The 12,474-nt window shown below is 71.2% G+C and carries 11 protein-coding genes; all 11 read right to left on the bottom strand.

Features of this window, described 5'->3' with window-relative positions:
- Positions 1-24: 24 nt before the first annotated feature.
- Entirely contained in the window at positions 25-1,083 is a 1,059-nt protein-coding gene (locus ACFWU9_RS14190) for a polyprenyl synthetase family protein (protein WP_384318041.1), read from the bottom strand.
- Between the two features lie 143 nt (positions 1,084-1,226).
- Entirely contained in the window at positions 1,227-2,615 is a 1,389-nt protein-coding gene (gene hpnE, locus ACFWU9_RS14185) for a hydroxysqualene dehydroxylase HpnE (RefSeq protein ID WP_384317947.1), read from the bottom strand.
- 100 nt (positions 2,616-2,715) lie between these two features.
- Positions 2,716-3,666 carry a presqualene diphosphate synthase HpnD gene (hpnD, locus tag ACFWU9_RS14180; protein WP_384317945.1) on the bottom strand — a complete coding sequence of 317 codons (951 nt, stop codon included), beginning with the start codon at positions 3,664-3,666 and terminating at the stop codon, positions 2,716-2,718.
- Positions 3,663-4,583, bottom strand: a complete 921-nt coding sequence (gene hpnC / locus ACFWU9_RS14175) for a squalene synthase HpnC (protein ID WP_384317943.1) — start codon at positions 4,581-4,583, stop codon at positions 3,663-3,665. Before hpnC ends, hpnD begins: the two co-directional genes overlap by 4 nt.
- Positions 4,584-5,195: 612 nt before the next feature.
- Entirely contained in the window at positions 5,196-5,981 is a 786-nt protein-coding gene (locus ACFWU9_RS14170) for an ABC transporter ATP-binding protein (protein ID WP_384317941.1), read from the bottom strand.
- On the bottom strand, positions 5,974-6,912 hold the full coding sequence (locus ACFWU9_RS14165) for an ABC transporter permease (RefSeq protein WP_384317938.1): 939 nt from the start codon (positions 6,910-6,912) through the stop codon (positions 5,974-5,976). Before ACFWU9_RS14165 ends, ACFWU9_RS14170 begins: the two co-directional genes overlap by 8 nt.
- A 124-nt stretch (positions 6,913-7,036) precedes the next feature.
- On the bottom strand, positions 7,037-7,909 hold the full coding sequence (locus ACFWU9_RS14160; RefSeq protein ID WP_384317935.1) for a glycosyltransferase family 2 protein: 873 nt from the start codon (positions 7,907-7,909) through the stop codon (positions 7,037-7,039).
- A 5-nt stretch (positions 7,910-7,914) separates the two neighbouring features.
- A complete protein-coding gene (locus tag ACFWU9_RS14155) occupies positions 7,915-8,694 on the bottom strand; it encodes a CDP-alcohol phosphatidyltransferase family protein (RefSeq protein ID WP_384317932.1) in 780 nt (259 codons plus the stop codon).
- Entirely contained in the window at positions 8,672-9,733 is a 1,062-nt protein-coding gene (locus ACFWU9_RS14150) for an iron-containing alcohol dehydrogenase family protein (RefSeq protein WP_384317929.1), read from the bottom strand. Before ACFWU9_RS14150 ends, ACFWU9_RS14155 begins: the two co-directional genes overlap by 23 nt.
- The gene (locus ACFWU9_RS14145) at positions 9,721-10,458 is read right to left on the bottom strand and encodes a sugar phosphate nucleotidyltransferase (protein WP_384317926.1); all 738 of its coding nucleotides are present in this window, start codon (positions 10,456-10,458) and stop codon (positions 9,721-9,723) included. The genes ACFWU9_RS14150 and ACFWU9_RS14145 overlap by 13 nt, the downstream gene beginning before the upstream one ends.
- On the bottom strand, positions 10,455-12,440 hold the full coding sequence (locus ACFWU9_RS14140; protein ID WP_384318039.1) for a DUF5941 domain-containing protein: 1,986 nt from the start codon (positions 12,438-12,440) through the stop codon (positions 10,455-10,457). Before ACFWU9_RS14140 ends, ACFWU9_RS14145 begins: the two co-directional genes overlap by 4 nt.
- Positions 12,441-12,474 lie beyond the last annotated feature (34 nt).

Here is a 12,474-nt window from a genome sequence, read left to right as displayed (position 1 = left end):
TGGATATACAGATGGCGATGGTGATCATCTCTTTCGTACGACGACGAAGTCCGCGAGCGCGGTGAGCTGCGCGCGGACCCGTTCGGGCATGTCGATACCGTTCAGGGCCTCGATGGCGACGGCGTGCTGCCTGCGGGCCTCCTGGGAGGTCCACTCCCGGCCGCCCGCCTCCTCGATGAGCGCGGCCCTGGTCGCGAACTCCTCCTCCGAGAAGCTGGCGAAGTCCGTGCTCTTGGCGTCGGCGGCCAGCAGCTCGCCGAGCCGTTCCGACGCGGGGCCCCCGGCGGCGAGCGCGGCGACGACCGGAAGGGACTTCTTGCGCTGGCGCAGATCGCTCCACGTCTGCTTGCCGGTCGCCCCGGGGTCCCCCCAGATGCCGAGGAGGTCGTCCACGGCCTGGAAGGCGAGGCCGAGGTGATGACCGTACGACTCCAGGAGGTCGGCCGTCCGGTCGTCGGCGCCGCCGAGGACGGCGCCGATGGACACGGCGCAGGCGAGCAGCGCGCCGGTCTTGTTGCCTTCCATCTCCAGGCACTCCTCGACGGTCACCCGTTCACGGTGCTCGAAGGAGATGTCCTGCGCCTGGCCGTCGATCAGCTTGCGGGTGGCGACCGTGAGCCTTCGGGTGGCGCGGCCGGCCTCGGCGGTGCCGATCTCCAGCAGGATCTCGTTGGCGAGCGCGAAGAGCGCGTCACCGACGAGGATGGCCTGGGCGGGGCCGTGCATCTTCCAGACGGTGTCGCGGTGGCGGCGCTGCTCGTCGCCGTCCATCAGGTCGTCGTGCAGCAGCGAGAAGTTGTGCACCAGTTCCACGGCCACCGCGCCGGGGACACCGGTCTCGGCCGGCGATCCCGCCGCCTCGGCCGACAGCAGCGCCAGCGCCGGGCGTACGGCCTTGCCCCCGTCGCCGTCGGCGGGCCGGCCCTCGGCATCGATCCAGCCGAAGTGGTAGGCGGCGACGGTGTCCATCGGCGCGGCGAGTCTGTCGATGGCGGCCCGCAGCACGGGGGTGGACAGGGCACGGCCGCGCTCCAGCAGCGCGAAGACGTCCGCGGTGTCGACAGCCGGATTCGCCGGGGGCACAGTCGGCACGGTCTCTCCTCTTTTTGCAGTACTGATGGGTCCCGTACGCGTCGTCGCCGTACTCGTCCTTGCCGCGCCGTTACTCGTCGCGCCGTTGTCCGCCGCTCTCCCGCTCGCCGCACCCTTCACCGCGGCGTCCGGTCTCACGCGGCCTCCCGCAGGGGATGCCGGTGGGTGCGGCCGAGTTGGGCCAGGGCCGCGCCCGCCGCGCTGAAACCGCTGCGGACCGCGCCTTCCATAGTCGCGGGCCAGCCGGTCGCGGTCCACGCCCCCGCCAGAAAGAGGCCGGGCGCGCGGGTCTCGGCGGGCGGTCGCAGCCGCCCCACACCGGGCGTGGGCGCGAAGGTCGCCGTGCGCTCGCGCGTCACGAAGAAGTCCCGCACCTCGGCGCTCCGCGCGGCGGGGAGGAGACGTTTCAGCTCGGGCAGATAGCGGGCGCGAAGCTCGGCGACCGGCAGATCGATCTCGTCCGTGACCGCCGACTGCGACAGCGCCACGTACTGGCCCTCCTTCAGGCCCGAGGCGTCCGTCCGGTCGAAGACCCACTGGACGGGGGTGCCGAGGGCCGCGAGGAAGGGGCGGCGCAGCACCTTGCGGTCGTAGACGACGTGCACGTTGAGGATCGGCGACGTGCCGATGTCGAGGAGCCGGCTCGGCTGGTCGAGCGCGCCGTCGGGCAGCAGCGTGTGCGTCTCGCTCTGCGGTACGGCGAGGATCACGGTGTCCGCCTCGATGCGCTCGCCCGGGACGTCGACGCTCCAGCGGCCGTCCCCGGCGCGGGTCACGGCCGTGACGCGGGTGCGCAGTTCGGTCCGTACACCCGCCGCGTCGAGGGCCTTGCGGGCGAGGGTGTCGTGCAGCTCACCGAGCGGCACCCGGGCCCATCCGATGTCGGCGCCGCCGCGCTCGGAGAGCAGTCCGGTCTTGAAGACCATCGCGGCCAGGCCCATGGAGGCCTGCTCGGCGGGGACGTTGAGGGTGGCGACGCAGACGAGGTTCCACAACGCCTCGACGGCGCGGGCCGACTGGCCGTGGCGGCCGAGCCAGGTCGCGAAGTCGATGCCGTCGAGGGCCGGGTCGGCCGGGTCGAGCGCCTTGAGCGCCAGCGCGGCGCGTCCTACGGAGGCCTTCTCGGCGAGCGAGAGGTGCGGGTAGGTCGCGAGACCGCCCGCGAGATGCAGGGGAACGGGAAGGGCGTTGCGGCTCAGCCGTCCGACACGGGGCTTGCCCGCGCGTCCCACGTCCAGTACGGGGACGTCCAGCCGGTCCTGCACGGGGGCGAGCGCGGCGCCGTCGACGCGGTCGAGGAACCAGCGGTAGGCCGTGCAGCAGCGCAGATAGACATGCTGGCCGTTGTCGACGGTCAACTCGCCGCGGGTGAAAGAGAAGGCGAGACCGCCGAGGCGCGGGCGGCCCTCGACGAGCGTCACCCGCACCCCGGCGTCGGCGAGCTGGAGCGCGGCGGTGACACCGGCGATGCCGCCGCCCACGACGACCGCGTGGCGTGCCGTCGTACGTGCGGGTGTCGTCATGCGCCCTCCCCTGCGGCTGTCGCAGTCAGGGACGCGTCAGACCCCCGGAGGGTTGATCGCCGTACGCGGGAGCGGCCGGCCCCGGCGGCGGGCGGCGGCGTCACGGGCGCCTCCTGGCGGCCTGCCGGGAGATGTTCCTGGCGTCCAGTCCCGAGAGGCCGCGCACCGCGACGTACGCCTTCTCGCGTCCGGGCAGCGAGACCCGCCCGCGCAGGACGGCCTCGGGATCGCGTTCGATCCGGTCGAGCAGTCGGCGGTAGATGCCCGCCATGGCGGCGACGCAGGCGCCGCTGCGCCGGTCGAGCATGGGCAGCAGCCGGTAGCCCTCGGCGAAGAGGGTGCGGGCGCGTCTGACCTCGAAGTGGACGAGCCCGGCGAAGTCGGAGCCGGCGGGAGGGGTGGCGCCCTGGAACCCGGCCGAGCAGCCGAACTTGGCCAGATCGTCGGCGGGCAGATAGGTACGGGCGTTGCCGGCGTCCTCGCGCACGTCACGCAGGATGTTGGTCAACTGGAGCGCGAGGCCGAGCGTGTCGGCGTACTCCGACGCGCGCTCGGCGCCGGGCGCGGCGGGGTCGGTGCCGAAGACGCCGAGCGAGAGTCGGCCGATGGCCCCGGCGACGCACCGGCAGTAGACCTTGAGGTCGTCCCACGTCTCGTACGTCTCGCCCTTGACGTCCATCAGGACGCCGTCGATCAGTTCGTCGAGCCCGCCGAGCGGGAGCGGGAAGCGGCGGGCCGCGTCGGTGAGCGCGACGGCGACGGGATCGGTGTCGTCCTCCTCGACGCCGCCGTCCCTGATCCGTCCGAGGAGGGCGCGGGTCTCCTCAAGTCTCGACTGCTTGGCCCATGGCTCCAGCGTGCCGTCGCCGATGTCGTCGACGCGCCGCGAGAACGCGTACAGCGCCGACATGGCCTGCCGTTTGTCGGCGGGCAGCAGCCGGATGCCATAGGCGAAATTACGGGCCTGCTGCCCGGTGACGGTCTCGCAGTAGCTGTACGCGGCCAGTACCGGCGCCGACAGGGGGGTCTGTCCCTCCACGATCCGGCTCACCCCTTTCTGTGCGTTTTCCGCAGGACTGCTCCCACTTCACGCAGCAGACGTGGTGTGGTCGCTCTGGGCGGTCCGGGCAGTACATCGTGTCCCACGGCGGCGACCGAGGAGAGGGCGGCGCGCCCCCCGCCGACGAATCCGGCGAGCAGGAGTCTGAGTCTGCCCCGGACGCTGTGAACCAACGGCCCTCCCTCGTCGAGGAGTTGACCGGCCCGGTCGGCCTCGAAGGCGATCAGGCTCCGGACGGACGAGTTCGCGGTGGGCGCGGCGAGGTCCGCCTCGGTGACATGGAACCGCTTCATGTCGTCGGCGGGCAGATAGATCCGGTCGTTCGCCAGGTCCTCGGCGACGTCCTGGAGGTGTTCGACGATCTGGAGCGCGGTGCAGACGGCGTCGGAGCGGCGGACGCGTTCGGGGCTCGCGGTGCCGGTGATTGCGAGGACGAGCCGGCCGACGGGGTTGGCCGAGAGTTCGCAGTAGGCGACGAGGTCGTCGTAGGTGCCGTAGCGGCGTACGGACTGGTCCTGGCGGTTCGCCTCGATCAGCCCGAGGAACGGTTCGGGGGTCAGCGCGTGGCGCCGTACGGTCGGGGTGAGGAACCTGAGCAGCGGGTGGCCCGGGGCCGCGCCGGCCGGATCGAAGACCCGCCGCAGGTCGGCCTCGAAGGCGTCCAGCATGGCGAGCCTGTCGTCCGTGGCGGAGGGGTCGAGGCCGAGGTGCCGGGCGTCCTCGCCACCGGGTGCGAGGTCCCCGTCGCCGATGTCGTCGACGAGACGGGCGAAGCCGTAGACGGCCATCAGATCCTGGCGCCAGGCGCGGGGCAGGAAGAAGGGGGCGACGGGGAAGTTCTCACCCGACGCCTTGTCGAGGGTGGCCCGCGACGAGGTCCCGGTCTGCCTCTGGGAGGCGCCCGTCACCGCGGACCGCCTGCTGCGGGGACGGCGCGACCCTCGCGGAGCTGGAGATCAACCGTCATTGCCGTCACGTCTCCCGTTCTACACTGCCGACCCAAACATCCCATTTCGGACACGCCGCGCGGCCTGGCGACTGGGATACCGCCGTTATGGGGGCGGATCCGCGGCCGGTCAGCCGGGGCCGGCGGGCGTATCGCCGCTCTTGCCACGAATCAGCACCGGTACAGCTTACGTTGTACAACGCCCAGGCCCGCGCCGGGGCGTCTCGCGCACAACGACAACATCACGGCCCCTCCCAACCTTCCTCGGCGGCACGGGACTTGACACAACTTTGACGATTCCCGGGCACCGGACGGACTCCCCGCGAGACTCGGCGGCGACCGGGTCGGCCGACGGCGGGACACTCCCGGGGCGGCACCGGGCCGGCGACCATGTTGTCGCTCGTGCGTTCGAAGGCGCGTTCGACGCCACCTAATATGACCGACAGTGACTCCGCCCGCACGCCGCCGGCCGGTCGCCGCGTACCCGGATCAGCGCGGCGGCCCCCGCCGGATCGCATCCGGCGGGGGCCGCCCCTGGCCCTGTTGGGAGCCTCGAACTCCCCCGGGATTCCGGCTACTTGCCGGTCTCCTTCTCGTACGCCTTGAGCACCTCGTCCGTCGGCCCGTCCATGAGGAGCTCGCCCCTCTCCAGCCACAGCACCCGGTCGCAGGTGTCCCTGATCGACTTGTTGCTGTGGCTGACCAGGAAGACCGTGCCCGCCGTCTTGCGCAGCTCACGGATCCGCGCCTCCGAGCGGATCTGGAACTTGCGGTCACCGGTGGCCAGCGCCTCGTCGATCATCAGGACGTCGTGGTCCTTGGCCGCCGCGATCGAGAAGCGGAGCCGGGCGGCCATACCGGAGGAGTACGTGCGCATCGGCAGGGTTATGAAGTCGCCCTTCTCGTTGATGCCGGAGAAGTCGACGATCGACTCGTAGCGCTCACGCACCTGCTCACGCGACATGCCCATGGCCAGACCGCCGAGGATGACGTTGCGCTCGCCGGTCAGGTCGTTCATCAGCGCGGCGTTCACACCGAGCAGCGAGGGCTGACCGTTCGTGTACACCTTCCCGTGCTCCGTGGGCAGCAGTCCCGCGATGGCGCGCAGCAGGGTCGACTTGCCGGAGCCGTTGGTGCCGATCAGGCCGATCGCCTCGCCGCGGTAGGCGGTGAAGCTGACACCCCGGACCGCGTGGACCTTGCGGACCCCGCGCTCCTCGCTCTTGTCGCGCCTGAGTATGCGGCTCAGCGCCGCCGTCGCGTTGCCCTTGCCGCCACCGGTCCCGTTGACGCGGTACACGATGTGCACGTCGTCGGCGATGACGGTGGGGATACGTCCCTGCTCGATGAGGTCAGCCACGGCCGTACCGTTCCTCAGCCTTCCAGAAGTACACAAAGCCGGCGATGCCGACGAGCAGCGACCAGGCGAGACCCGACGCCCACACGTGCTGGGGCAGGTTCTCCGAGCCGTAGCCGTCGATCAGCGCGAAGCGGATGAGGTCCATGTAGATGGCGGCGGGGTTGTACTGGAGGACGTCGACGATCCAGCTCGGCCAGTCCGGCTTGTTCGCCAGCATCAGCGGGATCGAGAACATCACGCCGGAGGCGTACATCCAGGTGCGCATGATGAACGGCATGAGCTGCGCGAGGTCGGGCGTCTTGCTGCCCAGCCGGGCCATGATCAGCGCGAGGCCGGTGTTGAACACGAACTGGAGCACCAGGACGGGCAGCACCAGCAGCCAGGACATGCCCGGGAGGCTGCCGAAGGCGACCACGACGGCCAGCAGCACGATCATCGAGAACAGCAGCTGCTGGAGCTGCTGGAGCGCGAAGGAGATCGGCAGCGAGGCCCGGGGGAAGTGCAGGGCGCGCACCAGCCCGAGATTGCCCGATATCGACTTCACACCCGCCATCACGGACGTCTGTGTGAAGGCGAACACGAACACGCCCGTGACCAGGAACGGGATGTAGACGCGGATCTCCATCCCGCGTCCGGCGTTCAGGATCAGGCCGAAGATCAAGAAGTAGACGAAGGCATTGAGCAGCGGGGTCGCCACCTGCCAGAGCTGGCCGAGCTTCGCCTGGCTGTACTGGGCCGTCAGCTTCGCCTGGGAGAAGGCGAGGATGAAATGGCGCCGGCCCCACAGCCTGCGGACGTACTCGGCCAGTCCCGGACGGGCACCGCTCACCGACAGGCCGTACTTGGCGGCCAGTTCGGCCGAGGACAGACCGTCGTCGGGAGACGGCGGGGCGCTCATCGCGATCGCGCCGTCATGGGTTGTCTCACTCACAAGTTGAAACTTTCGTGTTCAAGATGCGCAGCCGGTCGGGCACAGGCGTGGACGGCCGTGACCCGGAAGTCGGGGTCCGTCGTTCGGAGCGGACCCAGCCCCGATGTTCTCAGAACCGAGCCTGTCAGATGACAGGCGGTCGGCCCAGTCGGGTCAGCCGCCACACCGTACGCCACTTCATGGGCCGGCGTGGACCGCACGGAGTCGTCCAGCCTTCCCGGAAACCACCGAACCATGCCTTGAGCGCGGGAACGGTGGGGCGCCGGGCCAGGGTGAGCAGGATCCAGACGCCGAGATAGACCGGGACGACGGGCGCGGGCAGATTGCGGCGGGCGAGCCAGACCCGGTTACGGGCCACCATGCGGTGGTAGACCGCGTGCCGTGACGGCGGCATCGTGGGGTGGAAGAGCACCATGTCGGCGCGGTAGTCGATCATCCAGCCGGCGTCCAGCGCCCGCCAGGCCAGGTCCGTCTCCTCATGGGCGTAGAAGAAGTCGCCGGGCAGCGAGCCGACCTCGGCGATGACCTTCGTACGGACGGCGTTGGCACCTCCCAGGAAGGTCGTCACACGGGACGAGCGCAGCGGGTCCGACGCGCGCAGCCGGGGGACGTGCCGGCGCTGGGTCAGCCCCGTGTCGGGGTCGGCGATCCGGAAGCTGACGATACCGAGGACCGGGTCGGCGGCGAACGCCTCGCGGACCAGCTCCGCGGTGTCGGTGCCGGGCAGCAGCCCGTCGTCGTCGAGGAAGAGCAGGACGTCGACGTCGGAGCCGCAGGAGCCGAAGGCCTCGATGCCGACGTTACGGCCGCCGGGGATGCCGAGGTTCTCGGGCAGCTCGACGGTGCGTACGCCGTCGGGCACCTCGCCGATCGGGGCGCCGTTGCCCACGACCACGACGTCGATCGGGTCGCCGTCCTGCTTGGCGACGGAGTCGATCAGGGCGCGGAGGTCGTCGGGGCGGTTGCCCATGGTGATGATCACCGCACCGAGACGCATGTCACTCACCTCAGCCTGCTGGAGGCGAGCACGGACACGAGGTGCAGCAGTGTCTGTACGAGGGCGATGCCGGCCAGCACGGCGACGCCGAGGCGGGAGAAGAACAGGTCGTCCCTGATCGAGTCCAGGATCGCCAGCACCAGGATCAGCAGCGACGCCTCGATCCCGAGGATGAGCCGGTGGAACTTGAGCGCCCCCGCCGCCCTGCGGGCCAGCGCCATGCCGGAGGAGCGCGGCTCGGACGCCGCTTCCTTCACGGGGGCCAGGCCCTGCTGATGACGGGCGACGCCCACCAGGTCGGTCTCGGCCTTGATCAGGATGGCGCCGAGGGCGGCGAGCGTGCCGAGGAAGGCCCACAGCCAGTCGATCCGCCCCGAGCCCCACAGATCGGCGGCGCGCAGCCCGAAGCCGACCAGGACGGCGGCGTCGCAGAGGTAGGCGGCGACCCGGTCCAGATAGACCCCGGTCATCGAGTACTGCTTCTTCCAGCGGGCGACCTCGCCGTCCACACAGTCCAGCAGCAGATAGAGCTGGACCATCAGCACGCCGAGCACCGCGCCGCCGATCCCCGGCACCAGGAGGGCGGGGGCGGCCAGGGCACCGGCGACGGTCATCACATAGGTCAGCTGGTTGGGCGTGACCCGTGTGTTCACCAGGTACCGGTCGACGCGCAGGGAGACCTCGCGCATGTACAGCCGGCCCCCCCAGTGCTCGCCGCTCCGCCGGTCCTTGACGCCGGGGGGGTGAACGACCGGACGGAGTTCAGCTACTGATGGTCTTGGCATAGTCGGCGTACGCGTCCCTGATCTGATCGGTGGACAGGTCGAGGTGCTCCAGAATCGTGAAGCGGCCCGGGCGGGTCTGCGGCGCGTAGGCGACGGCGCGCACGAACTCGTCGGCGGTGAAGCCGATCTGTTCGGGGAGCACCGGCATCTCGTGTCCGCGCAGGACCTCCGCGATGAGCCCTGACTGCTCGTGCGCGCCGCGCAGGTGCATCGCGAAGGCCGCGCCGATCCCCACCTGCTCGCCGTGGAGGCCGCAGCGCTTGGGATACAGCAGGTCGAAGGCGTGACTGATCTCGTGGCAGCCGCCGGAGGAGGGGCGGGAGTCGCCGCTGATCGACATGGCGATCCCGGTCAGGACGAGCGCCTCGGCGAGGACGGTGAGGAACTCGTCGTCCCCGACGCTGCCGGGATGGCGCAGGACGGCCTCGCCGGCGGTCCGGGCCATGGCGGCGGCGAGGCCGTCCACGGGTTCGCCGGTGATCTTGTGGGACAGCTCCCAGTCGGCGATGGCGGAGATGTTGGAGAGCGCGTCGCCGATGCCGGAGCGGACGAAGCGGACGGGGGCCTCGCGGATGACGTCGAGGTCGACGACGATCGCGATGGGCGTCGGGACGCCGTACGAGCCACGGCCGTTGTCGTTGTCGAGCGTGGAGATCGGCGAACAGATGCCGTCGTGCGAGAGGTTGGTGGCGACGGCCACCATCGGCAGGCCCACGCGGGCCGCCGCGTACTTGGCGACGTCGATGATCTTGCCGCCGCCGAGCCCGACGACCGCGTCGTAACGCTTGCCCTTTATGTCGTCGGCGAGCTTCACGGCGCAGTCGATGGTGCCGTCGGCGACCAGGAAGAAGTCCGCGTCGGGCAGCACCGGGGCCAGCTTCTCGCGCAGCGCCTGGCCGGAGCCGCCGCTGACGGCGAGGGCGAGTCTGCCGGACGCGGAGATCCGCTGGTCGGCGAGGAGGCCGGCGAGGTCGTCCATGGCGCCGCTGGTGATGTCGACGACGACGGGGGACGGGATGAGTCGGGTCAGTACTGGCACGCGATGACACGGCCCTTCGCGAGGTCGTCGTGGTTGTCGATCTCCACCCAGGGGACGTCGCCGATGGGGGCGACGTCGACGGTGAAGCCTCTGTCCACGAGTTCCTGGTAGCCGTCCTCGTAGTAGAGGTCGGGGTCGCGCTCGAAGGTGGCCTTCAGGGCGTCGGCGAGCTCGTCGGCGGCCTCGGCCTCGATGAGGGTGACGCCGATGTACTCGCCGGTGGCGGTGGCGGGGTCCATCAGCTTCGTGATGCGCCGTACGCCCTTGTCCGCCTCGGTGATGACCTTCATCTCCTCGTCGGCGAGCTGCTTCACCGCGTCGAGGGCGAGGATGATCTTCCGGCCCTCGCCGCGGGCCGCGAGGAGCGTGCGTTCGACGGAGACGGGGTGGACGGTGTCGCCGTTGGCGAGGATCACACCGCGCTTGATGACGTCGCGGGCGCACCACAGGGAGTAGGCGTTGTTCCACTCCTCGGCCTTGTCGTTGTCGACGAGTGTGAGGGTGAGGCCGTACTTCGCCTCCAGGGCCGCCTTGCGCTCGTACACGGCCTTCTTGCGGTAGCCGACGACGATCGCGGCCTCGGTGAGCCCGATCTCGGCGAAGTTGCCGAGCGTCAGATCGAGGACGGTCGTGTCGCCGTCCACGGGCACGAGGGCCTTGGGGAGGGTGTCGGTGTACGGGCGCAGGCGCCTGCCGGCACCCGCTGCCAGGACAAGGCCGATCATGCGGTTTCTCCTTCGTCGTGTACGGCGGGGGCTCCCGAGGACACCCAGAACTGGATGGACTCCGTGAGCGCGATGACGGCGACGACGACGGCGAGCGACGTCAGTCCGAGCGGCAGGTCGAGTTCGGCCGTGGAGAAGGCGGCGAGTACGGCGACGAGGAGCGTCCGGCCCTCGTGTCCGCCGAGCGATCTGACCAGCCCGCGGGGCGGGGCTCCGGCGCCGCCGCGGATGCGGTACACCGTGTCGTAGTGGTGGTAGGCGACAGCCGCGACCAGGCCGAAGGCGGCGGGCAGGGCGCCGGGGACGTCGGCGCGGGCCGCGAGGATCAGGACGGTGCCGTACTCGGCGGCCCGGAAGACCGGTGGGACGAGCCAGTCGAGCGGGCCGCCCATCCGGTGGGCGACGGCGATCCCCGAGGTGACCACGTACACCAGCGCGCCGAGGACGAGCAGGGGGCTGCCGGACGGGCCGAAAGCGGCGAGGCCCGTGACCGCGGCGCCGCCCGCGAGGGCGATCAGCAGGGGCAGTACGCCGGGCAGGGCCCGGGCCGGGCGTCGCGTCGCACGGGCGACCAGTTCGGCGAGCGGTCCCGAGTCGGCCAGGTCGGCGAGGGCTCCGGCGGCGCGGTCGGTACGGACGGCCCTGCGGGTCACGGAGCGCAGGACACGGCCGGCGGTGGTGTAGCAGGCGGCGAACGCGCAGCCGGCGAGGAGCGCGTAGAAGACGGTCCTGGGGGTGGTCAGGGCGGTGAGGACAGCGATCATCGCCCAGCGCTCGCCGATCGGCAGGACGATCATCCGGCGGACCCAGACGGTCCAGCCGACGCTGTCGAGCCTGCTGGAGAGGGCGGTGGTGGGGGTGCCGACGACGGCCTTGGCCTCCTTGCCCGACGCGCCCTTCGCGGACGCGGGTGCGGCGGTGGAGTCGTAGTTCGCCTCGTTGAAGGAGAAGTCCACGACGTGCCGCACGGTCTGGAGGACCATCGCGCCGAGCGCGAGCGCCCATACGTCGTCACCACCGCCCCGGGCCGCGCCGAGCGCGAGACCGGCGTAGTACGCGTACTCCTTGGCACGGTCGAAGGTGGCGTCCAGCCAGGCGCCCAGCGTCGAGTACCGCAGCGAGTAGCGGGCGAGCTGTCCGTCGGTGCAGTCGAGCACGAAGGAGAAGATCAGCAGCAGTCCGGCGGCGACATAGCCGCCCCGGGTGCCGGTCGCCGCGCAGCCGGCCGCGATCAGGGCGGTGAACAGGGACGCGGTGGTGACCTGGTTGGGGGTGAGACCGCGCCGGGCGCACCAGCGGGCGAGGTAGCGGGAGTAGGGGCTGATGCAGAAGGTGGTGAAGAAGCCGTCGCGGGCCTTGACGGCGGAGCGCAGCCGTACGGCCTCGTCGTCGACGGCGGCGACGGCGACGAGCGCCGCCTCACGGGCGGCCGGCCGGTCGGGGACTGCGGCGACGAGCGAGCCGAGTTCGGGGTGGCGTACGTCGGTGCCGTCGGCTTCGAGCGCGGCGGTGATCCGGTCCGCGAGGGGGAGTTCGGGGGGCGCGGGCGCGGTGGCGGACCCGCCGGCCTCGGTCGCCAGGCCGGTGCCGCCGGTCCGTACGGCGGGGGTGTCGGTCGCCGCGCCGGCCGTCAGATCCGTCGCCGCGTCGGCGCGCACGGCCGTACGGGCGGCGGGAGTGCCCTTCGTCACGGTGGTCAGCGCCACGGCGAGCGCCCCACGCGCCTCGGGTCGGGCCGTCAGCGCGCCGGTGACGGCCGCCGCCGGGAACCGGGGATCGGTCAACGCCAGCCGCAGCGTGTGGAGATGACCGACGAAGCGCTGGTCGACCAGGGCGACACGGTCGGCGGCGGGCACCGCGGCGAGCAGGCTCAGGGCCGCCGCCGCGTCGGGCGCGGTGCGCACGTCGAATCCCAGCGACCGCAGATCGCCTTCGAGCGGCGATCCGGGTACCGGTGTGCCGGTGAGGATGGCGGTCGACAGACGAATTCACTCCTTGACAGTGACAGGGCGGACG

The organism is Streptomyces sp. NPDC058653 (assembly GCF_042716895.1).
Lineage (GTDB): Bacteria > Actinomycetota > Actinomycetes > Streptomycetales > Streptomycetaceae > Streptomyces.
This window is presented reverse-complemented; position numbering and strand designations above follow the sequence as displayed.

What these genes read in the sequence shown, in the direction of transcription:
- hpnE (WP_384317947.1), bottom strand. Translation starts at nt 2,615, where the DNA reads ATGACGACACCCGCACGTACGACGGCACGCCACGCGGTCGTCGTGGGC.
- ACFWU9_RS14160 (WP_384317935.1), bottom strand. Translation starts at nt 7,909, where the DNA reads ATGCGTCTCGGTGCGGTGATCATCACCATGGGCAACCGCCCCGACGAC.
- ACFWU9_RS14155 (WP_384317932.1), bottom strand. Translation starts at nt 8,694, where the DNA reads ATGCCAAGACCATCAGTAGCTGAACTCCGTCCGGTCGTTCACCCCCCC.
- ACFWU9_RS14145 (WP_384317926.1), bottom strand. Translation starts at nt 10,458, where the DNA reads ATGATCGGCCTTGTCCTGGCAGCGGGTGCCGGCAGGCGCCTGCGCCCG.